The following is a 22312-nucleotide window of genomic DNA, read 5'->3' as shown; positions in this document are numbered from 1 at the left end:
TATTGAAGGCATCATGGTCGAACACCGGATGCTCACGCTGGCACACGACCCCATTGATGCCTGGCAATGGCCTGCCATGACGATGGATTTTACCGCAGACCCTGCGGTGGATCTGGATGGGCTGAAACCCGGCATGAAGCTGCACGTGGAAATTAAGCGGGACGGGGGCAGTAATTACGTTGTCAGCCAGATCCATGGTTTGGAACCGATATCCGAAGACTCACACGAGGATGGAGACGACCAATCCATGGGCAACAGCCCGCATCAGGGTATGAGCCATGATGCGATGGATATGGATCAAGGCCAGCGCAACGGGGAGGACAAGCCATGATCGAAGCCATTATCCGCTGGTCTGTCCAAAACCGCTTTTTTGTGCTGCTGGCCACTCTGATTCTGGTGGGGGTCGGCGGTTGGTCCCTGAAAAACACGCCGGTAGATGCCATTCCCGATTTGTCGGACGTGCAGGTGATTATCAAAACCAATTATCCGGGTCAGGCACCCCAGGTGGTGGAAGATCAGGTCACCTATCCGCTGACTACCGCCATGTTGTCGGTACCGGGTGCGGTTACCGTACGCGGCTATTCCTTTTTCGGCGACTCCTATGTCTACGTGATTTTTAATGAGAATACTGATGCTTATTGGGCGCGATCGCGGGTGCTGGAATACCTGTCGCAGGTGGCGCCCACTTTGCCGCCCAATGCCCGGCCGCAATTGGGGCCGGATGCCACCGGTGTGGGTTGGGTCTACCTCTACGCGCTAGTGGACCGCACCGGTCAGCACGATCTCAGCCAGCTGCGCAGCCTGCAGGACTGGTTCTTGAAATACGAGCTGCAAACGGTTCCCGGCGTGTCGGAAGTTTCCGCCTTGGGTGGCATGGTGAAGCAATATCAGGTCAGGGTTCACCCGGATAAGTTACGGGCCTTCAACATCCCGCTGTCCCATATCCAAATGGCGATCCAGCGGGGTAACCAGGAGGTCGGGGCGTCGGTGGTGGAAATGGCCGAGGCGGAATATATGGTGCGCGCATCGGGCTACATCCAGGGGCGTGATGATCTGGCCAATATCCCTTTGGGCCTGAACGTCAACGGCACCCCCATACTGTTAAAAGATGTGGCGGACATCGACGTCGGGCCGCAGATGCGCCGGGGCATTGCCGAACTCAATGGCGAAGGTGAAACGGTCGGCGGCATCGTGGTCATGCGTTTTGGCGAGAATGCGCAAAAAACCATTGCTGGCGTCAAAGCCAAGCTGGAAACGCTTAAAGCCGGGTTGCCAGAGGGTGTGGAAGTCGTGACGGTCTATGATCGTTCCGGCCTGATTGAGCGTGCGGTGGAAAACCTGTGGCACAAGTTGCTGGAAGAGTTCATCGTCGTGGCCCTGGTATGCATGGCGTTTTTGTTCCATGTGCGCTCCAGCCTAGTGGCCATTGTCAGTCTGCCAGTGGGTATTCTGGTCGCCTTTATTGTCATGCATGCGCAAGGACTCAACGCCAATATCATGTCGTTAGGTGGTATTGCCATTGCCATCGGCGCCATGATCGACGGCGCCATTGTCATGATCGAAAACATGCACAAGCATATGGAACGCACGCCACTGACCAACGAAAACCGCTGGCAGGTGGTGGCGGAATCCGCTGCCGAAGTCGGTCCTGCGCTATTTTTCAGTCTGCTGATTATCACCGTGAGTTTTGTACCGGTGTTTACCCTGGAAGCGCAGGAAGGGCGAATGTTTTCTCCTCTGGCGTTTACCAAAACCTATGCCATGGCCGCAAGCGCTGCATTAGCGGTAACGCTGGTGCCCGTGCTGATGGGCTATTTTATTCGCGGAAAAGTATTGCCCGAGCACAAAAATCCACTCAATCGCGCGTTGATTGGCGTGTATATGCCTGCACTTAAAACCGTGCTCAATTACCCTAAATCCACGCTCGTGTTAGCCCTGGTGATTACGGTTATCGGGTTTTGGCCAGTCAGCCAGATAGGTAGCGAATTTATCCCCCCCCTGGATGAGGGCGATTTGATGTATATGCCCACCACCTATCCGGGGCTGTCCATAGGTAAAGCACGGGAGATCCTGCAACAAACTGACAAGTTGATTGCCACGGTACCCGAAGTGAAAAGCGTATTCGGCAAAATCGGTCGGGCAGAAACAGCCACTGACCCGGCGCCCCTGACCATGATTGAAACCTTTGTCCAGTTGAAACCGAGAGAGGAGTGGCGCGATGGCATGACCACGGAATCGTTAAAAAAGGAACTGGATGCCTTGGTGAAGTTTCCTGGACTGACCAATGCCTGGGTGATGCCCATCAAAACCCGTATCGACATGCTGGCCACGGGTATTAAAACCCCGGTGGGTATTAAGGTGGCTGGCCCCGACCTCAAGGAGATCGAAAAAATCGGCAAGCGTTTGGAGCAGGTGCTCAAAGATGTACCTGGCACAGCCTCAGTATATTCCGAGCGAGTAGCGGGTGGCCGTTATATCAAGGTGGATATTCAGCGGGAAAAGGCAGCGCGTTATGGTCTCAATATCGCTGACGTGCAGCAGGTGGTGGCCACTGCTATCGGCGGCATGAACGTCGCGCAGACAATCGAAGGGTTGGAGCGTTATCCCGTCAATCTGCGTTATCCGCAGGACTATCGTAACTCGCCGGAACAACTGGCCTTGCTGCCTATTGTAACAACCAGTGGCCAGCGCATTGCACTGGGGGATGTCGCTCGGGTCTATGTGGAGGACGGCCCGCCTGCCATCAAGAGCGAGAATGCCCGCCTCAACGGCTGGACCTTTGTCGATATCGACGGCGTGGATATTGGCAGTTACGTAAAAAATGCCATGGCCGTGGTGGCCGATCAGGTTGAGCTACCCGCAGGCTACTCCCTGAACTGGTCCGGGCAGTACGAATACATGCTAAGGGCTAAAGAAAAACTCACCTATGTGGTGCCGCTGACGCTGGCCATAATCATCGTGCTGCTCTATGTCAATTTTCGCAACTTTGCCGAGGTCGCGATCATCATGGGAACTCTGCCGTTAGCCATGGTGGGCTCAATCTGGTTGATGTACCTGCTCGGCTACAACTTCTCCGTCGCGGTCGGCGTAGGGTTTATCGCGCTGGCAGGTGTGGCAGTAGAAATCGGGGTCATCATGCTGGTGTACCTCAATCAGGCTTATCGCCAGTTGCTGGAAGAGTGTGAGCAGAAAGGCCTTGAACCGCGAAAGGAGACATTGCGCCACGCGGTGTTGCACGGTGCTGGCCTGCGAGTACGTCCGGTAATAATGACGGCTGCGGCTATTATCGTGGGGCTGTTACCCATTATGTACGGCACGGGTACCGGCTCGGAAGTCATGAGTCGGATTGCGGCTCCTATGGTTGGGGGAATGTTGAGCGCAGTCGTTTTGACCTTGCTGGTACTTCCTGCCATTTACCTGTTGTGGAGGCAAGGAACTTTGAGGGTTGAAAATGAAGCGACGGAATGAAGCCGCTGCCGGACTTCCTTCGACGCGGTTTTCATTCTATCCGGGAAGATTACATAAGCATTACCTAAATGTAATTCTAACGTCATCCGGGCGTCAGGATCACGGCCTTAGCATGGTCAACGGGGCAGTTTCGATCGAAATTGTCAATATCGGGGAAATATCGGGGTGAAGGGAATTGCCAGTGGAAATGCCTGGCCGGACTAAGTGCTGTACTACTTGATCCTTGTAGGCATAAGCCGGTATGCCCGAGACAAAATGGCTTGACCTGTGTCATGGACGCAGGTGTATAACCTCCACCAACGCTCGGTGAAAAAGCTGGGTGTATCACCAAGGTTTAAGACTGGTGATTGACTCAGATCAAGATCCAAAACCCGAGTGGTGTTTAGGATGGTGCCTAACTACCTAGACCTGATCGAGAGGAGGGCGGTATGAAGGTAATTGAGGTTGCCAGGCTATTGGGGGTTACAGCAGACACGGTGCGGTTTTATACCCGGATCAAGATTTTGAATCCCACAAAAAGCAAGGCCAATGGTTACCGGGAATACAGTGATAAAGATGTTAATCGCTTACGGTTCGTGCTGAGTGCCCGACAGTTGGGATTTTCGGTAGAGGATATTCAGGAGATTCTCGCCCATGCGGACAAGAAAAAGTCTCCTTGCCCAACGGTGCGCCGCTTGATTGATCAGCGCCTGCATGAAACCGAGCGACAGCTTAGGGAAACGTTGAAATTGCGGGATCGCATGCAACAGGCTGTGTTGGAGTGGAGTCAAAAGCCGGATAAGGCGCCAACGGGCCATATGCTTTGTCATCTGATCGAAGAATTCACTGCGGAGGATAGGTTATGAATACACACAAAACGCCAAGTGCGGGTCAACACCGAGGTGGTTGTTGCTGCGCCGGCAAATCATCCGTTTCTGCTGAAGCCCGAGATATCCGCAGCGTTAGCGATACGTCTCTTCCTCTTCATCGTTTACAGGTTCAGGGTGCCACCTGCGGTGGTTGCGTGAAAAGTATCGAGCAGACGTTGAAATCCGTTGCAGGGGTTAGCGAAGTGTCGATGGACCTGGCAACGGGCGTCGCTTCAGTCATTGGTGTGGTTGAACCAAAAAACCTTACCGATGCGTTGGATCGTGTGGGTTTTCCCGCAACGCTCATTCGCTAGTTGCTGTCAAGTAAACCAGGAGTATGGATATGAGTTCAACAAACACGGAATCTGGCAATCCATCCTGTCATGAAGGTACGGAAACTGGCCAGCATCACCACCATCATGTTCATGGCGGCAGCGCAGTAAGCCAGGAATTGATGATCGAAGGCGCTGGTTGTGCCAGCTGTGTGGGAAAAATCGAATCCGCCCTAAAAGCGATACCGGGTGTGGAAAACGCGGAAATGAATTTCGCTCAGCGAACCGTTAGCGTGTTCGGTTCGGCGCCTGCCGAGCAATTGATAAAAGCCGTTGAGGGCGCCGGTTATAACGCCAAAATCAGCCTTGCTGACAATGAAGACGATGCATTGGAGGAAAAAGAAAAAGCTGATTGGGCTTACTACAAACGACTGATGCGGGAAATGACCATCGCCCTCAGTCTGGGCGTGCCGCTGATGATTTACAGCATCGTAGTCGGCGAAATGACGGTAACAAGCACTGGTGGGCGCATTGCCTGGTTGGCTGTTGGATTACTGACACTTGCGGTGATGGTGTTCTCTGGCAAACACTTTTATGTCGGTGCCTGGCAATCCTTTAAAAATCACTCGGCCAATATGGATACCTTGATTGCTTTAGGCACAGGTACGGCGTGGGTGTATTCGATGGTGGTGGTGTTTGTTCCTCACTTGGTGCCGGAAATGGCGCGCCATGTTTATTTCGAGGCGACCGCGATGATTATTGGTTTAATCGATCTCGGTCTTGCCCTGGAATTGAAAGCCCGCGGTCGTACCTCTGAGGCTATTAAGCGCCTGATTGGATTGCAGGCGAAAACGGCGCGGGTTATTCGCGATGACAAAGAACTGGATATCGCTATCGAACAGGTTCTACTGAACGATGTGGTCCGCGTGCGCCCAGGTGAAAAAATTCCCGTCGATGGTGAAGTGGTTGAAGGGCATACGGCGATTGACGAATCCATGCTCACCGGCGAGCCGATGCCGGTTGAAAAAGCCACTGGGAATACCGTAGCGGCGGGCACCATCAATAAATCCGGCTCAATTCTGTTTAAAGCTACCCGCGTTGGTAAAGACACGGCGCTGGCGCAAATCATCAATATGGTCAAGCGCGCACAAAACTCCAAGCCGCCGATTGGTCGTTTGGCTGATGTCATCTCGGCATATTTTGTACCGGTGGTGATGATTATTGCTGTGGTGAGTGCCTTGACCTGGCTTAATTTTGGACCGGAACCGGCGGTGGCATTTGCCATAGTATCGGCCACGACTGTATTGATTATCGCCTGTCCCTGTGCGCTGGGGCTGGCCACGCCGATGTCGGTGATGGTGGGTGTGGGTAAGGCCGCAGAGGCGGGCGTGCTGATTCGCAACGGAGAAGCCCTGCAAACCGCGTCGAAGATAACGGCGATGATTCTGGATAAAACCGGCACCATTACCCTGGGTGCACCGAAGGTCACCGATGTACTGGTGGCGGGTGAGTATGATGAGCAGGCGGTGTTGCGATTGGCAGCAACGCTTGAATCCGGCTCTGAGCATCCGTTGGCCATGGCTATTGTTGAAAGTGCTCAGGAAAGAGGGATCGAAATGGGCAAGGTGTCCAATTTTAACGCCATTGCCGGCCACGGTGTGCAGGCGGAGGTGGACGGAAAAACACTGTTATTCGGCAATGAAAAGCTCATGCGCGAGCGCACCATTGAGCTCGGTGATTTTGTCGAAAAGGCCCAGGCGTTGGCCGCCGAGGCTAAAACACCGATGTATTTCGCTATTGATAATCAACTTGCAGCGATTATCGCTGTGGCCGATCCGATTAAGGAAGACTCCATAGCGGCCATCAAGCGTTTGCAACATAACGGTATTCGGGTGGTGATGCTCACCGGCGACAACCGCGCCACAGCCAAAGCGGTAGCGGAAAAAGCCGGTATCAAGGAATTCTTTGCTGAAGTACTGCCGGAAGAAAAATCCAAAAAAGTGCAGAAGCTGCAAATGGAAGGCGAAGTGGTGGGCATGACGGGTGACGGTATTAACGATGCGCCGGCCCTGGCTATCGCCAATGTCGGTTTTGCTATCGGCACCGGTACGGATGTGGCCATTGAGAGTGCCGACATAACACTGATGCGGGGTTCGTTACATGGCCTGGCGGATGCCATTGCCGTCAGCAAGGCTACGTTGCGAAATATCAAACAAAATCTATTTGGCGCCTTTATTTACAATGTCGCCGGCGTGCCTTTTGCAGCCGGGGTGTTGTATCCATTTTTCGGTTTGCTGTTAAGTCCGGTGATTGCCGGTGCGGCGATGGCGTTTTCATCGCTGACAGTTGTAACCAATGCTAATAGGCTGCGCTTCTTTAAAGCGCAGGAGCACTAATGAGAATGACGGGAAGAGGGCGTTGCGATGATGATTATTAATATTGCGGGTTTAGCGCTAATTGCACTGATTGTGTGGTGGTTCTGGCTCTACAAGCCGAAAGAAGCCGAGCTGGGTGAAAACGATCTGGTGATTACTGTGGAAAACGGTACCTATTCGCCTTCGCGCATTAAAGTGCCGTCTGGAGAACCGGTAGAAATCAAATTTATGCGCAGAGATCAATCGCCCTGTTCTGAAACTTTATTGATCCCCGAACTGCAAATCAGCGACACCTTACCGTTGAATAAACTGAAGACCATTCAGCTGCCAGCAATGTCATCCGGCGAGTATGCGTTTCATTGTCAGATGCAGATGTACCGTGGACAAATCACGGTGCAATAAGCAGGCGGCCAATGAACATCAACAAAGTCACGGCCATTTTTGACGAGTTTCGCCTGAAAAACGTGGAAGAAACTTTGATTCGACATGGGGTGAAGGATTTTACCTTGCATCTAGTTCGTGGGCGTCTGTGGATACACGATAAACGCGGCGCAACAGACAACGATTTTCAATTACACAGGTGAGGTGTGACATGGCGACTCAAAAAACATCATTCTGGTTAACACCCAAAGGACTGGCGGCACTGGGACTCATTGGCGCGGTCACCTATTTTCTGCTCGTCGAGCACCGGCAACACGTCTGGCAATTTCTGCCGTTCCTGATTTTCCTTGCCTGCCCCTTTATGCATCTGTTTATGCACGGCGGACACGGTGGTCATGGTAGCCATGATCAGCATGAAGGCGAGTCCGAGCAGGATGCCTATCAGCGGGGGCTGGAGGAAGGCCGTCGGGAAAACGAAAACCGTCATCACCATTAACCCAATAGATTACAGGAGAAGAAGCATGCACGGTGAATCTGCTTACGGCCTCTGGACGCTGGTGATACTTAATTCGGCGATATTTATTTTCTTTGCCTTCAGCTTTACCAAGCCGCAAACCAAAACTGACTGGCGAAGCTTTGGCGCTTTCTCGGCGTTTATTATTGCCCTATTTACCGAGATGTATGGCTTTCCATTAACCATTTATTTTCTCTCCGGCTGGTTGGCGGAAAAATATCCTGGTATCGATTTTCTGTCCCACGAAAACGGCCATCTTCTGCATACCCTTTTCGGTTTTGAAGGCAACCCTCATTTTGATCCGCTGCATATCGCCAGTAATGTCCTGATCATTTTGGGTTTCTTTTTACTGGCCTCGGCGTGGAGTGTTCTGCACAAGGCGCAGCAGACCCGTTCGCTAGCGACTACCGGCTGGTATGCCCGTTGCCGCCACCCGCAGTACATCGCATTTATCCTGATCATGTTTGGATTTCTGTTGCAGTGGCCGACGATCCTTACCGTGATTATGTTTCCGGTTCTGGTAGTGGTTTACGTGCGACTCGCTAAGCGTGAGGAGCGCATGGCATTGAAGGAATTCGGTGATGACTATCGCCGCTATATGGAAGTCACGCCGGCATGGATTCCGAAATTTAACGTCGATAAAACTGTTTCCAACTGATGAGGGTACTCCGATGAAAAAACTAATCTCCACTTTGGTAATAGCCGCCGCGATTTCTTCGCCCGTCTTTGCGGAAAAAGGGCACGAACATGGCGACAGTAAAGATCAGCCGATGGGCGGAATGATGATGGGCCATGAGCAAATGATGGCTATGCATGAGCACATGCAAAAGATGCACGACATGATGGGAAAAATCAAAGCCGAAACCGATCCGGAAAAACGCCAGCAACTGATGCAGGAACATATGCGAGTCATGCAGAAGGGTATGCGATTAATGGGTGATGGCATGGGAATGGAAATGACAGTAGGTGAGTCATCAAAAATGGACGACATGGATATGATAAAGCGCATGGACATGATGGAAGAACGAATGGGCATGATGCAGATGATGATGGGGCAAATGATGGATCATGAGTCTGAATCCCAAAAAACACCTGTCCACAAACACAAAAAATAGATGGGTTGCTTACTCAACCTGTCGATTGGAGGAAAAACACTATGAGTGAGCATCGATCGGGTATCAATCCAGGTTTTTTAACCAAGCATACCTTGAGCGTGTGCGGGATCAATGAAAACAATACCAAAGCGATTGTTGAGGAAATTGATGAACTTCCCTGTGTTGACAGCGTTCAGTTCGATGCACGTAGAAAAACCTTAAAAATCGCCTACGACGCTTCTCATCACAATATCGATGAAATGATCGCCATTGTCGAAAAGCATGGTGCGGCAATAAAAGACAGCTGGTGGCCCCGAACCAGGCTGAGTTGGCAACGGCAGACCGATGAGAATATCGGGGATAACGCTAAACATGAGGCGCACTGCTGCAACAAGATGCCGCCTCATTAGATGAAAGAGAAAATGAGCAACAAAGAACATCGATTAGGTGTCTCGGAAATTAATCTGGTGAGGGGCCAATTGACGTTGGAACCTGTCGATATGACTAGCAGTCTGTTGAGAAATGCAGTTTTAAGCATCCTGTATACCTTGCAACGAATGCCCAGGAAGAGGGCTGACCATTATATTAAGGGGTCATGAATGGAGGAAAAAGACGATCGTTCGACACATTACAACGAAGGTAGCCTCACTCTGTCAGGTACGGTGATGCTCGGGACTGGGGTGATGATCGGCGCAGGAATATTTGCGCTAACCGGGCAAATGGCAGAGATGACTGGTGCATTATTCCCATTGGCATTCCTCGCGGCCGCGATCATCGTTGGTTTCAGTGCTTACTCATACATCAAAATATCCAATGCCTACCCATCAGCAGGGGGGATCGGCATGTATCTGCATAAGGCCTATGGCGACCGGTTGCCCACTGCGTTTAATGCACTACTTATGTATTTTTCGATGGTCATCGCGCAGAGTTTTCTAGCGCGTACGTTCGGTTCTTACACCATGCAATTATTTGGCGGTGACCCTTCAGGACAAATGACTCCTATACTCGGCGTCTCCCTAATTCTGGCGGCGTTCATTGTGAACCTGTTGGGTAATCGGTTGATTCAAGGGGTTGCAGGGTTTATCGGCCTACTGAAAATTGGTGGAATTCTAATCTTTGGTCTCGTCGGCATCTGGTTAGCTGATAGCCTGGCAGTGGACTTTGACCATGTAAGCGAGACCGGTTCAGCCAGTAATTTCCTCGGCGCCACAGCGCTGGGGATTCTGGCATTCAAAGGCTTTACCACCATTACCAATAGTGGTTCCGAGGTGATCGATCCACACCGCAATGTTGGTCGCGCCATTGTTATTTCGATTGCTGCCTGTGTCGTTATCTATACATTGGTTGGTTTTGCGGTGGCCAGCAATCTCTCGCTTAGTGAGATTATTCAAACTCGAGATTATTCCCTGGCTGCGGCCGCTCGACCTGCACTCGGTGAGTACGGCGTGTGGTTCACCGTTGCGATTGCCATGCTGGCGACGGCGGGAGGGATTCTTGCCAGTATTTTTGCGGTCTCCAGAATGCTGGCGATGCTAACGGAAATGAAGTTGGTGCCCCATAGCCATTTCGGTATGCCGGGCAGCATTCAGAAGCATACATTGGTGTACACCGTGGTTCTTGGACTTGTGCTCACCGCGTTCTTTGATCTTTCCCGTATAGCAGCACTTGGCATCATATTCTATCTGGTGATGGATATCGCCATTCACTGGGGTGTTCTGCGCTACTTGTTGGACGATGTTAAAGCCAAAAGCTGGGTCCCCGTTACCGCGATTATATTAGATTTTCTTGCACTAAGCGGGTTCGTTTGGGTGAAGTTGAATTCAGATCCATTTGTGTTGGGTGTGGCCGTTGTCACAATGATGCTAATCGCTATCGGAGAGCAACTATTCCTTGGATCTGAAAAACGAAAGCAAGCTGTGTCCCAAAGTCAGGCTCATGAACGTCACCATTAAAAATTAGGGTGGAGAGAGCCTGCTAGACACTGAAAGAAAGACAATGGCTAAATTTTTTTGTTCGGGAAATGGTAATGGATCAAATTAACACACTTAAGGCGATCGATATGGGCATCGACACCCACCAGGAGCCGGTGGTGTATATGCGTAGCTATCGCGATATTTTGCGCCTGTAATCGAAGTGCCAATCCACAACGGAGAAATAGTCATGCAAATTGAAACCTTAAAAGATGTACTGCACTGGACCCGGGAATTTCACCAACATCTTAGTCAGTGCTTATCCCATTGCGCAGACAAAAATACGGATGAACGAGCCCGAATGATTCTTGCTTACCTGTCCAATCACGAAAAGGCACTGACCCGGGTGGTCAGCGGTTTTGAAACGTCTGGCGACGAGCATGCGCTGAACACCTGGTGTATGGAATATGTCAACAAGCATCCGATCGTCCGACATGCACACTGTGACGCGCCCTTTGCCGATCTGGATGCCATACAAATCATGGAGGCGATTATGGATCAGCACCAGCAGGTGATTGAGCTGTATCGTTATCTCGCCTCAAGGGCGGATATCCCCTCTGCCAAGGAGTTGATGGGATCACTCCGGTCGCTGGAGGAGCACGAAATGATGCGTATGGCGCAGTCTGCCAACCGGTTCGGGGATATGTAGAGACACTAATTTATTACAGATACACCACCATAAACGGAGGAATAGTCATGACACTTAATGCGTTAAAATTCGGGATGGCCAGCGCGATTACAGCGGCGATACTGTGGCTGGCTTGCAGCCTGTTGGTGATGTTAATACCCGCCATGATGTTATCCATGTCTGGGGAAATGGTGCATATGCAACTGAATGAGATGGGTTGGCATTTGACATTCACTGGCGTTGTTGTGGGACTGGTGGCTTGGTCAGTGTCAGCGGGTATCGCCGGGTGGTTGCTGGCGGCTATTTACAACCGCTTGCAGTAAGCCGATGGATTATGAGGTGCCATATCAGTGACCATGCCCTTCCGAGTCTTGCCCACGTGCGGTGAGTATCTGGTATTGGTCGGGAGACAGTTCCGGCAACCGCTTCAGGAACGCCACCATGTTCCAGATACGTTCATCGTCATGCCCCGGTCCCCAGGCGGGCATGCCCGAGGCCTTGATGCCGTGTTTAATAATCCAGAATTGTCGCTTAATGGCTTCGTCGTCATTATCGGTGTTACCCGCATGGTCGTGTCCATGTTCATCACCCGTTAGGGTTAAATTGGGTGGTGCGGGGTACAGCCCCAGGGTGAAATCACTTTCGGTCCTGCCCGGCTTCAGATGGCACCCTGCACACATATCATCGTAGTCGGCACCACCCGCCAGTAACCGCTCCGGTGCGTTTAGGTCGCCAGGAACCTTAATGTCACTGGCAGCACGTGCAACTGAACTTTCACGCAAGGTTTCCAGCAGCCAGTAGGTCAGCCGATTGTGTGGTACATCGGCTCCCATGGGGTAGAGACCTGAATAGAGAAACAGCCCACCACCCACCAGCGCGATGACAGCGGTAATGACCAGACTCTTGATAAAGGTGGTGAGCGCCGACATGAAAACTCCTTGGGTTGATCAGTGTTGGTGTTCTGAATGTTGCTCGCCTGAGCTTTTTTCGTTGTCCTGATGATCAGCCTGCGCTTGATCCTTTTCAGAGTCGTTATTATGCGTGTCATTCATGCATTGTTTCATCATGGCTTGCATCACAGGATCATTCATATCCATCTTGCTGTGATCCATATTTTTCATGGCTGCACAATCCGGCTTTTCAGCGTCTTTCATATGCTCTTTAGGATCATGGGCCTGTGCAGATAAAGCGATGCCCAGTGTGGAGAGCACGATGACAGTGGCTAGTGTTTTCATATTCATAAAGGTGTTCCTCATAGGTGTTTGAAAAGTTTCCGTATCAACTTGGTTATTGTTAAAACCAGAATCGCAGTCCCGCGACGAATTGGGTGCCTGACGTATCTTCGCCTGCCGCACGGCGGTAATCAGCTGTGTCGCCATAGGTGTCTGTCCATTCCACACCGATGTAGGGAGAAAATTGACGGCTGAATTCGTAACGCAGGCGCAAGCCCAAGGCGAGATCCGAGAGGCCCGACCCCAATCTATTATCAAGATCATCCTTGCCATACAGATTCAGTTCCGCGCGGGGCTGTAAAATGAGCCGCTGTGTCAGCAGCAACTCGTACTCGGCCTCGGCAGAGAGTGCGGTCCGACCGTCGTCGCCAACATAGGCAGTCACATCCAGCTCAAACCAGTAGGGCGCCAGGCCTTGCATACCAATTGCCAGCCACTGGCGATCCTTACCTTCGTCATATTGGTCAAGTCGAACGCCGAATTGGGTGTCGAAATAGGCGTTGAGCGCATGGCCCCACAACAGCTCGGTAGAACTTTCTTCCAGCGTGCCGTCTGCGATATCACCCTCCGCTTTGATGACAAAGCGGTTGTAGGTGGTGCCATACCAGGCCTGTATATCGTAAACCGTGCTATCGCTGTCTTCCTGATACTCCAGGCGATCGCCCAGAACGGACCAGAAGGCGTGCTCGTCCGCCAGTTTCAGTTGCCGTGGCCCCGGCTGTGCATAGGGGCCTTCGGTCAAGGTGTAACCGTCGGAATAAGCGTGGGGATCGCGGGCATCGGCCGGAGCGCTGCCGCCCTGCATTTGTCCCATGTCTTGATGTTCAGGGCCGTGATCCATTTGCGCCAGGGCCGTATTTACTTGAAGGGCACCGACAATAACAACCAGTGTTGTGAGATATTTCACCGTATTAAGTCTCATGACACCACCACCTCGCGGAACATGCCTGCGTCCATATGGAATAGAAGATGGCAATGCCAGGCCCAGCGGCCCAAGTCATGCGGGGTCGTCAGGTAGCTGATGCGCTGTGCCGGTTGTACCGGTATGGTATGACGGCGCACTCGCAATTCGCCCTGGTCAGTTTCCAGTTCGCTCCACATACCGTGTAAGTGCATGGGGTGGGTCATCATGGTGTCGTTTTGTAGAATGATTCTAACGCGCTCATTGTGGCGCAGGGAGACCGGTGTGCTTTTGCCGAACTCCAGTCCGTCAAAGGACCAGCTATAGCGTTCCATATTGCCGGTGAGGTGTAGTTCCAGCTCCCTCGCTGGCGGGCGGCGGTCATCCAGTACACCATCGATAGATTTCAGGTCGGCCAGCGTCAGCACGCGGTGTCCCTGTGGGCGCAGTCCACGCTGGCTTAAGTTACGCAGGCCAATACCGGGGTCGTCGAGATTGGTGCGCGGCGTATCCACCCGTTGGTCAACCGAAGCCCCGTATTCGGTTCGGGCGTGGTGTATGGTAGATGAAGGTTTGGCAAGCGGGTTGTCAGAACCCTGCTGCATGCCGTGCATACTGTGGTCCATGGCCATACCGCCGGACATTTGGGAATGATCCATCTTGGTTTGGCCCATGGAGTCCATTTTCATCATGTCGTGGCCCATGGCGCCACCACCCATTGCTCCCATCATATCCTTCATGGTTAACCACTCGGGGGGATCGGGCTCTGGCACCGGTGCGATCAAGCCCTGTTGCACGGCCAGAGTGCCGCGGGCATAGCCGCTGCGTTCCATGCTCTGGGCGAAGATCGTATAAGCGTCGTCCTGGGGCTCGACCATGACATCGTAGGTTTCGCCGGGGCCAAAGCGGAATTCATCCACAGTGACCGGCTCGACATCCTGGCCATCGGCCTGGATCACCGTTAACTTCAAACCGGGAATGCGAACATCATAAAAGCTGTTGCTGGCGGCATTGATAAACCGCAGCCGTACGCGATCACCGCGCTGGAACAAGCCGCTCCAATTGCCCGCCGGGGTGGTGCCATTCATCAGGAAGGTGAGGGTGGCCGCCGACAGGTCCGCCAGATCGGTCGGGTTCATCCGCATCTGGTTCCACATCTGGCGTTTTTCCAGTGCCGCCTGCAAGCCCAGCTTGGAGACATCGGCTGTGAAATCGAAAAAGGTGGGCTGATTGAAGTTATAGACATCGCTTTGCACTTTCAGCTTGCTGAAGGCGCGCATCGGGTCTTCGTCGGTCCAGTCGGAAAGCTGTACCACGTAATCCTGATCGGCGCGGTGTCTTTCGCCTGCCCGTGGTTCAATGATCAGGGCGCCGTACATGCCCGTGATTTCTTGAAAGCCGGAGTGGCTGTGGTACCAGTAGGTGCCGCTCTGCCGTAGCGTAAAGCGGTAAACAAAGGTTTCCCCCGGTGAAATACCTGGGTAGCTGATTCCCGGTACACCATCCATTTGATAGGGCAGCAGTATGCCGTGCCAGTGAATGGAGGTGGCGACCGGCAAGCGGTTAGTGACGCGGATGGTGACGTCATCGCCTTCACGCAACCGTAGCGTCGGTGCCGGGATGGAGCCGTTGATAGTGGTCGCCATGCGAGTGACGCCAGTGAAGTTGACGGGTGTTTCGGCAATCACCAAATCGATTTCACGGCCGCTGAGCACTGGCGCTGAGTCCAGCGCGGTCGCGCCTTTTACGGCCGCCTGCAACCAGGACGGTGTGGCGGCCAGCACGCCACCGGCTGCCAGGCCTTGGACAAATCGACGCCGATTTATATCGGGTCGCGTCAATACTGGTATCTTACTCATCGGGCAATATTTCCTGAATGGGTTGGATTGGTTTTGACAATTGGCTCTTCACGGTGAAATGCTACCTTGACGATTGAATCGGGCGGCAACGCTTTATCGAGGGTTGCTGAGAATCGAACACCACCTTTCTTCTTCATGGTGTGGGTTAGAACAGCCGGTACATAATCAGTCGTGGTTTCAGTGATCAATTCACCTGAGGGCGAATAAGCGGCAATGTCTACATGACCTCTCGGGAGCCAAGTCGGTAGGCTGGCGGTTAAACGACCCGATATTCTGACAGAGCCATCAACTTTGAAAGTTGTGAGGTGTTGGAATCGCCATTTCTGGTTCGGCTGCTTGGATACCTCGATCTGATACCTATCGTTTGCCCAGCTTGATGTGGCGAATAGGGTGAATATCATCAGAACAATTAGATTCTTTTTCATGAGAACTCCTCTTATACATACTGTTCCATCGTTCTATGTCGTTCAAGATAGTGCCTGTGACCTGTCACGGGCATGACTTCAAAATGACAAAGTTGTAATCTGGCCGTCATCTTGTTGTGGGTTAGCCAGGTTTAGGCTGTTTCTAAACCCATTCTGAACATACGGAGCAAGGCAACGATGCGGCTATTGGTGGTCGAAGACGAAATCAAGACCGGCGATTATTTACAGCAGGGGCTGACCGAGGCAGGCTTTATGGTCACGCTCGCGCGCAATGGCCTCGACGGCCATCATTTGGCGATGACCGAAACTTTTGATTTACTGGTGCTGGACGTCATGCTGCCGGACGTCGACGGCTGGCGGATCGTGCAGTCGTTGCGCGAGGCTGGCCGTCAGACGCCAGTGCTGTTCCTAACCGCCCGCGACAGTGTGGATGACCGCGTAAAGGGTCTGGAGTTGGGTGCTGACGATTACCTGGTCAAGCCCTTCGCCTTTGCCGAGCTGCTGGCCCGGGTGCGCACTCTGTTGCGTCGTAGTACTGTGCCGGTGATGACCGACCAGATCAAAGTTGCTGACCTCACGCTGGATTTACCGCGTCACCGGGCCACGCGCGCCGGCCGCAAGATCAATCTCAGCCACAAGGAGTTTTGTTTGCTGGAGCTGTTGGTCCGGCGACAGGGCGAAGTACTGCCGCGCTCCTTGATCGCCTCCCAGGTGTGGGACATGAACTTCGATTCCGACACCAATGTCATTGACGTGGCCATACGGCGCCTAAGGGCAAAAATCGATGACGATTATGAACCCAAGCTGATTCACACTGTGCGCGGCTTGGGTTACAAGCTGGAGGTCGAGGACGACCATGACGAAAGTTAGTCTCGCCCGGAGACGACCACTGTCACTCAACAGCCGGGTGATGCTGTTTGTCGCGATGGCTATCGGTTTCAGTTTACTGATGATCGGTTATCTCGTGCTGAATGAAGTAGAGCGCCATTTTGCTGAACAGGATGCCGACGAGTTGGTGGTGATTACTCGTGCTGTTGAAGACGCTCTACAATCGGCGAAAGATCAGGACTCGGCACCGGAGGGCGCCCTTGCGCGAGCTGTTTCTGGTCACCATGGTGTCTACTTTCAAGTGTGGGATGATGCGGGACGTTTGGTCTATGGTCCTGAGGAGGGTGGACCTTCGCCACAAGAAAACACCTATTCTCCTGTGAGCCGTATTCAGGTAGACAATCTTTATACCTGGCAAACTGATGGCAAAACCTACCGTGGCACTATCACGCATACCCGCATTGAAGACCAGAATTATCGCATCGTTGCTGCTATCGATATGGATTTCCATATCCACTTTCTGGAAAATTTTCGGCGCAGTTTGTGGATGATTATGGTGCTGGCAGGCGCGGTGACTCTCTTGGCGGCCTGGTATGGCGTGCACCAGGGGCACGCGCCCTTGCGCGAGCTGAGTGCGACAATGAGTGATATTCAGGCGGATCGCCTTCATGTGCGTCTAGACCCTAACACCGTTCCCCGGGAACTGCAAAACCTTGTCTGTTCCTTTAATCATATGATTGGCCGCTTGGAAGACAGCTTCGTTCGACTATCCTATTTCTCCGCCGATATTGCCCATGAATTGCGCACGCCTTTGACCAACCTGATCACCCAGACCCAGGTGGGTTTGGGTAAGTCCAGAAGCCTGGAAGAATATCGCGAACTGCTCTACTCGAATCTTGAAGAACAGGAGCGCCTGACCAAAATGGTCAACGACATGCTCTGGCTGGCCCAGAGCGAACACGGCCTGCTCAAGCCTGTCTGGGAACCGCTGGATCTGGCTCGGGAAGTGCGCGAGCTGTTCGATTTTTTCGAGGCCCTGGCGGAGGAAAAGCACATCCAATTGGTGTTGGAAGGAAAGGCACCGATTATACAAGGTGACCGCGCTATGCTGCGTCGCGCATTGTCCAATCTGCTGTCCAATGCAATACGCCACACACCAGTGGGAAGAAGTGTGCTGATCCGTCTGGATTCATCGGGCGAGGGTAGGGCGTTACTCAGCGTACAGAATCCGGGGCCAGAAATTCCAGCCGAGCATTTGCTCAGGATTTTCGACCGGTTTTACCGGGTCGATCCTTCCCGGCAACGCCAAAGCGAAGGTGCTGGCTTGGGGCTGGCTATCGTCAAGTCCATAGTCGAGGCCCATGAAGGAAACATCGCGGTGATCTCCGAACGCGGCGTCACGCGCTTTACGATCAGATTTCCCAGAACAGGTGATGCAGGGAATATTGCGATGCGTGGTTAGCATCGAAGGCTCGTGTCGAGAGAACTGTAAAATTGTGAACGTCAGTATTAGGCTGTTGATATTCAATAGGGATGGAGCATTTCTATAGTGCTGGTAGGATTTTGGTCAAGGCTGGTTGGCTCGCGGCCTTTGAATTGACCCGTTTTCAAAAAAAGGATTTATTTTTAAGAAATTTCTGAGCATGGTATTTTTCATGGTATTACCGATTAGCGGGAAAATAAGTCGTTGAATACAAAAGATAAAAATGGCTTATTGATAATCGAGTGGGAGTGACGGGCACTGGCTGGCAATGTCTAGCAACGGCAGGCATTTCGGCTGAGGGTAAAAGAACTTTCCGCTAAGCGATAGACTGTATGTAAACACAGTATTGCAAGGACGCGGAACATGCCTCATGTGGCGGCCAGGACGGCCAGCCGGGATCGGGATACTGGTCGTTACCAGAGCCACCGACCCGAGCAAACCCTTCTCTATCAGATCGTTGACGAGTATTACCCGGCATTCGCTGCGCTTATGGCAGAGCAGGGAAAGGAATTGCCGGGCTATGTGCAACGGGAATTTGAAGAATTTCTCCAATGCGGGCGGCTGGAGCATGGCTTTCTACGGGTTCGCTGCGAGTCTTGCCACGCCGAGCACCTGGTCGCTTTCAGCTGTAAGCGTCGCGGTTTCTGCCCGAGCTGTGGGGCGCGGCGGATGGCCGAAAGTGCCGCCTTGCTGGTTGATGAAGTACTGCCTGAACAACCCATGCGTCAGTGGGTGTTGAGTTTCCCGTTTCAGCTGCGTTTCCTGTTTGCCAGCCGGCCCGAGATCATGGGGCGGGTGCTGGGCATCGTTTACCGCGTCATTGCCACGCACCTGGTCAAGAAAGCGGGCCATACCCACCAAGTGGCCAAGACGGGCGCGGTCACCCTGATCCAGCGTTTTGGATCGGCGCTCAATCTGAATGTTCACTTCCACATGCTGTTTCTCGACGGTGTGTATGTCGAGCAATCCCACGGCTCAGCGCGTTTCCGCTGGGTCAAGGCGCCGACCAGCCCAGAGCTCACCCAGCTGACGCACACCATCGCCCACCGGGTGGGTCGCTATCTGGAACGGCAAGGCCTGCTGGAACGGGATGTCGAAAACAGCTATCTGGCCTCGGATGCGGTGGATGACGACCCGATGACACCCCTGCTGGGGCACTCGATCACTTACCGTATCGCTGTCGGTTCACAGGCGGGGCGAAAGGTGTTCACTTTGCAAACTCTGCCGACCAGTGGTGATCCGTTCGGTGACGGGATTGGCAAGGTAGCCGGGTTCAGCCTGCACGCCGGCGTGGCGGCCAGGGCCGATGAACGCAAGAAGCTCGAACGGCTGTGCCGGTACATCAGCCGCCCGGCGGTATCCGAGAAGCGGCTGTCGTTAACACGAGGCGGCAACGTGCGCTACCAGCTCAAGACGCCGTACCGGGACGGCACCACGCACGTCATTTTCGAACCATTGGATTTCATTGCAAGGCTGGCCGCCCTGGTACCGAAGCCCAGAGTCAACCTAACCCGCTTCCACGGGGTGTTCGCACCCAACAGTCGGCACCGGGCGTTGGTCACGCCGGCAAAACGGGGCAGGGGCAACAAGGTCAGGGTGGCTGATGAACCGGCAACACCAGCACAACGGCGAGCGTCGATGACATGGGCGCAACGGCTCAAGCGTGTTTTCAATATCGACATCGAGACCTGCAGCGGCTGCGGCGGCGCCATGAAAGTCATCGCCTGCATTGAAGACCCTATAGTGATCAAGCAGATCCTTGATCACCTGAAGCACAAAGCCGAAACCAGCGGGACCAGGGCGTTACCCGAAAGCCGGGCGCCACCGGCTGAGCTGCTCCTGGGTCTGTTTGACTGACGAGCCTGAAGGCCAACGATACCAATCAAAATGCTGCGTTCACAGCGCCGCGGCAGGGATCCGCCGTGCTGGTTGTCGGAAAAGGAGCCGCTAGTGGGAAAGAGGAGGGTAAATTTTCAGCGTTGCTGGCTCCCCGTCAGCCGGATTGGGTTGCATCGCAGGGGTGTCGAAAGAGTCAACTGCGGTCCAAAGCTGTTGGACTTGGGTGAAAAGGGCGTTTATTCTTCCTATACGTTGACCAGTACCCATCACCGCTTCAACTTCCTGTTCTCGCCACAGCAGTCCAGAGAGAGATATCAGCAGTGCGCAGGGAATCGCCCAGGCGAGCAGCTCAAAACTGCTGAGATCTGGCAGCAATGTCAGTGTCATAACCAAAGAGATCGACAAGGGAGAAAAGATAGGCGCAGCGCCAAAACCACGGAGCACCGCGCGGGTGGCATTGCGGGTTGCCGGTGAATCGCCAGTGCGGCGAATCCGTTCCGCCACCAGGCTGCCAATAACGCCCACAGAACCCACATTGATGGGAATGGCCAGCAGAGTTGTGCCAAACGCCAAACTCAGATAGCGGCGCGAGGGTTTGCCATTAAAAAGGCTAACGGAGATTCGCTGCAAATCCCTTGTGCGCCCCAACACCGAAGACAACAAAGTGACCGACAAAATAAGGGAGGTCAGCGCCAGCATATTCGCGACGGCAGGTTTGAGCATCGCCGCATGGTTAACCCAGGCATATAGGGCAGCCAACCCCGCCATGGCAAATACCACCCTGGGCACCCTGCGCAAATGGCGCCATTCCAGGGCAATAACCAGGATCACCGCGATTGAACCAATCAGTTTTGCGCCAGGGAAAAAGTGAAAAATACCTGCCAGCAGTGCCAGATACGCGATGGCGGAACGAGGTGTTATCACAATGATGGTGCCCAACGGGAGAAGTGAAGACTTATTGTAATAAAGCTGTGGCAATGTCGCTAATAACAACTTCGTAGGGGGCAACTGCAGAAAGTGGCTCCAAGCTCAATCAGCAAAGATGAACGACTATTTCCTTGCGGAGACCAGCCTTCACTCACTAAAATGAAATCAGCATCTGTTCGAGCAAAGAAACTTTGGCCAAGGAGCTTCTGCTGATTGACATCGCGTCCGTTTCGCGACAGAACCTCAGCCTCGACTCCGGTCTATAATCATGGATACAGCGAATTCAACAGATTATAGGTTCTCGCCCACATGGCAATGGCGTAAATCTGAGCTTGCCTGGATTGGCTCTCACTTGCATAAAAACCCACCAAATGACAACGGAGCACAGCACCATGACTGAGATTAAAGCCTACAAGGTTTGGGATGCGGGCACCCGCTGGTTTCACTGGATTAACCTGATCTGCATCCTCGGCCTGACGGCTGTAGGCCTGGTGATACTCAACGCGGGCAGCCTTGAAATAGCCAATACCGGCAAGCTTCAGCTGAAAACCGTCCATGTATGGATCGGCTATATCTTCGCCACCAACCTGCTGTGGCGCTTTGTGTGGGCGTTTTTTGGCAACACCCATGCCAGATGGCCTGCCCTGCTTCCCGGAGGCAAAGGCTACGGCGCCAGACTGCGCAGCTATATAGGCGCGTTTTTTTCAGACAAGCCCCAAGTTTATCTCGGCCACAACCCCGCCGGGCGCATTGCAGTTACTCTATTGTTAATCCTGCTCAGCATTCAGGCCGTTACCGGGCTGGTACTGGCAGGAACCGACCTCTTCATGCCACCATTCGGCCATTGGATTGCCCAATGGGTTGCAGCCCCGGGCATTGCCCCCGACACCCTGGTGGGCTATGCGCCGGAAATGTACGACCAAACCGCCTATGAAGCCATGCGCGCTTTTCGCAAACCCTTTATCACCACCCACCTTTACAGTTTTTATGCCCTAATGATTACGATTGTTGTCCATATCGCTGCGGTGGTTATCACCGATATTCGCGAAGGCGGCAATATCATTTCCGCCATGTTTACCGGTAAAAAGACGCTGAAGGGCAAGCCGGAGGATGGCCAATAAAGCGCACCTTATTTCACATCAAAAAATACAACCGCGCTCTACCCTTAACTCAATATAAAAAGAAAGTGACGAAAAATTTTTGTGCTGTATGTTGAGGTAGATGACAGGATGGGGCGCATTCTTCAAAAGTGCTACACTTCCTTATCA

The 22312-nt window shown here is 53.0% G+C and carries 24 protein-coding genes and 1 pseudogene; 20 read left to right on the top strand and 5 right to left on the bottom strand.

Translation table 11 applies throughout. The features are described 5' to 3' along the window. The 14 genes from H7A02_13965 to H7A02_13900 all read left to right on the top strand — a co-directional run. The coding region (locus H7A02_13965; protein MCP5173362.1) for a copper-binding protein at positions 1–331 on the top strand (331 nt) is incomplete at its 5' end. Further along, the gene (locus H7A02_13960; GenBank protein ID MCP5173361.1) at positions 328–3468 is read left to right on the top strand and encodes an efflux RND transporter permease subunit; all 3141 of its coding nucleotides are present in this window, start codon (positions 328–330) and stop codon (positions 3466–3468) included. The genes H7A02_13965 and H7A02_13960, both read left to right, overlap by 4 nt. Positions 3469–3896: 428 nt before the next feature. Next, complete coding sequence (locus H7A02_13955; GenBank protein ID MCP5173360.1) at positions 3897–4313, top strand: MerR family DNA-binding protein; 417 nt, start codon at positions 3897–3899, stop codon at positions 4311–4313. Beyond that, positions 4310–4630 (top strand): cation transporter, encoded by a 321-nt coding sequence (locus H7A02_13950; GenBank protein MCP5173359.1) that lies wholly within the window; start codon positions 4310–4312, stop codon positions 4628–4630. Before H7A02_13955 ends, H7A02_13950 begins: the two co-directional genes overlap by 4 nt. 140 nt (positions 4631–4770) lie before the next feature. Continuing rightward, positions 4771–6984 (top strand): copper-translocating P-type ATPase, encoded by a 2214-nt coding sequence (locus H7A02_13945; protein ID MCP5173358.1) that lies wholly within the window; start codon positions 4771–4773, stop codon positions 6982–6984. Between the two features lie 27 nt (positions 6985–7011). Beyond that, positions 7012–7365 carry a cupredoxin domain-containing protein gene (locus H7A02_13940; GenBank protein MCP5173357.1) on the top strand — a complete coding sequence of 118 codons (354 nt, stop codon included), beginning with the start codon at positions 7012–7014 and terminating at the stop codon, positions 7363–7365. Positions 7366–7376: 11 nt separating this feature from the next. Further along, complete coding sequence (locus H7A02_13935; GenBank protein ID MCP5173356.1) at positions 7377–7547, top strand: hypothetical protein; 171 nt, start codon at positions 7377–7379, stop codon at positions 7545–7547. Between the two features lie 8 nt (positions 7548–7555). Then, complete coding sequence (locus tag H7A02_13930; GenBank protein ID MCP5173355.1) at positions 7556–7840, top strand: DUF2933 domain-containing protein; 285 nt, start codon at positions 7556–7558, stop codon at positions 7838–7840. A gap of 25 nt (positions 7841–7865) precedes the next feature. Continuing rightward, a complete protein-coding gene (locus H7A02_13925; protein ID MCP5173354.1) occupies positions 7866–8516 on the top strand; it encodes an isoprenylcysteine carboxylmethyltransferase family protein in 651 nt (216 codons plus the stop codon). A gap of 13 nt (positions 8517–8529) precedes the next feature. After that, positions 8530–8973: a hypothetical protein gene (locus H7A02_13920; GenBank protein MCP5173353.1), complete on the top strand. Its 444-nt coding sequence runs from the start codon at positions 8530–8532 to the stop codon at positions 8971–8973. Positions 8974–9014: 41 nt separating this feature from the next. Then, positions 9015–9362, top strand: coding sequence for a hypothetical protein (locus H7A02_13915; protein MCP5173352.1), 348 nt, complete (start codon positions 9015–9017; stop codon positions 9360–9362). Between the two features lie 189 nt (positions 9363–9551). After that, the gene (locus H7A02_13910; GenBank protein ID MCP5173351.1) at positions 9552–10904 is read left to right on the top strand and encodes an APC family permease; all 1353 of its coding nucleotides are present in this window, start codon (positions 9552–9554) and stop codon (positions 10902–10904) included. Positions 10905–11112: 208 nt separating this feature from the next. Beyond that, positions 11113–11571: an ATPase gene (locus tag H7A02_13905; GenBank protein MCP5173350.1), complete on the top strand. Its 459-nt coding sequence runs from the start codon at positions 11113–11115 to the stop codon at positions 11569–11571. A gap of 47 nt (positions 11572–11618) precedes the next feature. After that, the gene (locus H7A02_13900; GenBank protein MCP5173349.1) at positions 11619–11873 is read left to right on the top strand and encodes a hypothetical protein; all 255 of its coding nucleotides are present in this window, start codon (positions 11619–11621) and stop codon (positions 11871–11873) included. Between the two features lie 24 nt (positions 11874–11897). On the opposite strand, the gene H7A02_13895 is transcribed toward H7A02_13900, so the two are convergent. Genes H7A02_13895 through H7A02_13875 form a run of 5 tightly spaced genes read right to left on the bottom strand, consistent with a single transcriptional unit; the run spans position 11898 to position 15967 of the window. After that, entirely contained in the window at positions 11898–12479 is a 582-nt protein-coding gene (locus H7A02_13895; protein MCP5173348.1) for a cytochrome c, read from the bottom strand. An 18-nt stretch (positions 12480–12497) separates the two neighbouring features. Then, positions 12498–12791: a hypothetical protein gene (locus tag H7A02_13890; GenBank protein MCP5173347.1), complete on the bottom strand. Its 294-nt coding sequence runs from the start codon at positions 12789–12791 to the stop codon at positions 12498–12500. A gap of 52 nt (positions 12792–12843) precedes the next feature. Further along, complete coding sequence (locus H7A02_13885) at positions 12844–13704, bottom strand: copper resistance protein B (GenBank protein ID MCP5173346.1); 861 nt, start codon at positions 13702–13704, stop codon at positions 12844–12846. After that, entirely contained in the window at positions 13701–15542 is a 1842-nt protein-coding gene (locus tag H7A02_13880; GenBank protein MCP5173345.1) for a copper resistance system multicopper oxidase, read from the bottom strand. The genes H7A02_13885 and H7A02_13880 overlap by 4 nt, the downstream gene beginning before the upstream one ends. After that, a complete protein-coding gene (locus H7A02_13875; GenBank protein ID MCP5173344.1) occupies positions 15539–15967 on the bottom strand; it encodes a hypothetical protein in 429 nt (142 codons plus the stop codon). The genes H7A02_13880 and H7A02_13875 overlap by 4 nt, the downstream gene beginning before the upstream one ends. Positions 15968–16144: 177 nt before the next feature. Here H7A02_13875 and H7A02_13870 point away from each other — a divergent pair, with 177 nt between their 5' ends. The 6 genes and pseudogenes from H7A02_13870 (at position 16145) to H7A02_13845 (ending at position 22165) form a co-directional block, all read left to right on the top strand. Then, positions 16145–16837: a heavy metal response regulator transcription factor gene (locus H7A02_13870; protein MCP5173343.1), complete on the top strand. Its 693-nt coding sequence runs from the start codon at positions 16145–16147 to the stop codon at positions 16835–16837. Next, entirely contained in the window at positions 16824–18257 is a 1434-nt protein-coding gene (locus H7A02_13865) for a Cu(+)/Ag(+) sensor histidine kinase (GenBank protein ID MCP5173342.1), read from the top strand. The genes H7A02_13870 and H7A02_13865 overlap by 14 nt, the downstream gene beginning before the upstream one ends. 384 nt (positions 18258–18641) lie before the next feature. After that, positions 18642–20135 carry an IS91-like element ISVsa3 family transposase gene (locus tag H7A02_13860; protein ID MCP5173341.1) on the top strand — a complete coding sequence of 498 codons (1494 nt, stop codon included), beginning with the start codon at positions 18642–18644 and terminating at the stop codon, positions 20133–20135. A 30-nt stretch (positions 20136–20165) separates the two neighbouring features. Further along, positions 20166–20369 (top strand): annotated as a pseudogene (locus H7A02_13855) (hypothetical protein). Between the two features lie 412 nt (positions 20370–20781). Beyond that, positions 20782–20988, top strand: coding sequence for a hypothetical protein (locus H7A02_13850; GenBank protein ID MCP5173340.1), 207 nt, complete (start codon positions 20782–20784; stop codon positions 20986–20988). A 448-nt stretch (positions 20989–21436) separates the two neighbouring features. Continuing rightward, on the top strand, positions 21437–22165 hold the full coding sequence (locus H7A02_13845; GenBank protein MCP5173339.1) for a cytochrome b/b6 domain-containing protein: 729 nt from the start codon (positions 21437–21439) through the stop codon (positions 22163–22165). Positions 22166–22312 lie beyond the last annotated feature (147 nt).

Source organism: Pseudomonadales bacterium (assembly GCA_024234435.1).
Taxonomy (GTDB): domain Bacteria; phylum Pseudomonadota; class Gammaproteobacteria; order Pseudomonadales; family Porticoccaceae; genus JACKOF01.
This window is presented reverse-complemented; position numbering and strand designations above follow the sequence as displayed.

Bases quoted from the DNA above. Each gene is read 5' to 3' on its own strand.
- H7A02_13880 (MCP5173345.1), bottom strand. From the start codon at position 15,542: ATGAGTAAGATACCAGTATTGACGCGACCCGATATAAATCGGCGTCGA.
- H7A02_13960 (MCP5173361.1), top strand. From the start codon at position 328: ATGATCGAAGCCATTATCCGCTGGTCTGTCCAAAACCGCTTTTTTGTG.
- H7A02_13945 (MCP5173358.1), top strand. From the start codon at position 4,771: ATGATCGAAGGCGCTGGTTGTGCCAGCTGTGTGGGAAAAATCGAATCC.
- H7A02_13955 (MCP5173360.1), top strand. From the start codon at position 3,897: ATGAAGGTAATTGAGGTTGCCAGGCTATTGGGGGTTACAGCAGACACG.
- H7A02_13930 (MCP5173355.1), top strand. From the start codon at position 7,556: ATGGCGACTCAAAAAACATCATTCTGGTTAACACCCAAAGGACTGGCG.
- H7A02_13890 (MCP5173347.1), bottom strand. From the start codon at position 12,791: ATGAATATGAAAACACTAGCCACTGTCATCGTGCTCTCCACACTGGGC.
- H7A02_13870 (MCP5173343.1), top strand. From the start codon at position 16,145: ATGCGGCTATTGGTGGTCGAAGACGAAATCAAGACCGGCGATTATTTA.
- H7A02_13925 (MCP5173354.1), top strand. From the start codon at position 7,866: ATGCACGGTGAATCTGCTTACGGCCTCTGGACGCTGGTGATACTTAAT.
- H7A02_13915 (MCP5173352.1), top strand. From the start codon at position 9,015: ATGAGTGAGCATCGATCGGGTATCAATCCAGGTTTTTTAACCAAGCAT.
- H7A02_13865 (MCP5173342.1), top strand. From the start codon at position 16,824: ATGACGAAAGTTAGTCTCGCCCGGAGACGACCACTGTCACTCAACAGC.
- H7A02_13875 (MCP5173344.1), bottom strand. From the start codon at position 15,967: ATGAAAAAGAATCTAATTGTTCTGATGATATTCACCCTATTCGCCACA.
- H7A02_13885 (MCP5173346.1), bottom strand. From the start codon at position 13,704: ATGAGACTTAATACGGTGAAATATCTCACAACACTGGTTGTTATTGTC.
- H7A02_13920 (MCP5173353.1), top strand. From the start codon at position 8,530: ATGAAAAAACTAATCTCCACTTTGGTAATAGCCGCCGCGATTTCTTCG.
- H7A02_13900 (MCP5173349.1), top strand. From the start codon at position 11,619: ATGACACTTAATGCGTTAAAATTCGGGATGGCCAGCGCGATTACAGCG.
- H7A02_13935 (MCP5173356.1), top strand. From the start codon at position 7,377: ATGAACATCAACAAAGTCACGGCCATTTTTGACGAGTTTCGCCTGAAA.
- H7A02_13845 (MCP5173339.1), top strand. From the start codon at position 21,437: ATGACTGAGATTAAAGCCTACAAGGTTTGGGATGCGGGCACCCGCTGG.
- H7A02_13940 (MCP5173357.1), top strand. From the start codon at position 7,012: ATGATGATTATTAATATTGCGGGTTTAGCGCTAATTGCACTGATTGTG.
- H7A02_13860 (MCP5173341.1), top strand. From the start codon at position 18,642: ATGCCTCATGTGGCGGCCAGGACGGCCAGCCGGGATCGGGATACTGGT.
- H7A02_13905 (MCP5173350.1), top strand. From the start codon at position 11,113: ATGCAAATTGAAACCTTAAAAGATGTACTGCACTGGACCCGGGAATTT.
- H7A02_13895 (MCP5173348.1), bottom strand. From the start codon at position 12,479: ATGTCGGCGCTCACCACCTTTATCAAGAGTCTGGTCATTACCGCTGTC.
- H7A02_13910 (MCP5173351.1), top strand. From the start codon at position 9,552: ATGGAGGAAAAAGACGATCGTTCGACACATTACAACGAAGGTAGCCTC.
- H7A02_13950 (MCP5173359.1), top strand. From the start codon at position 4,310: ATGAATACACACAAAACGCCAAGTGCGGGTCAACACCGAGGTGGTTGT.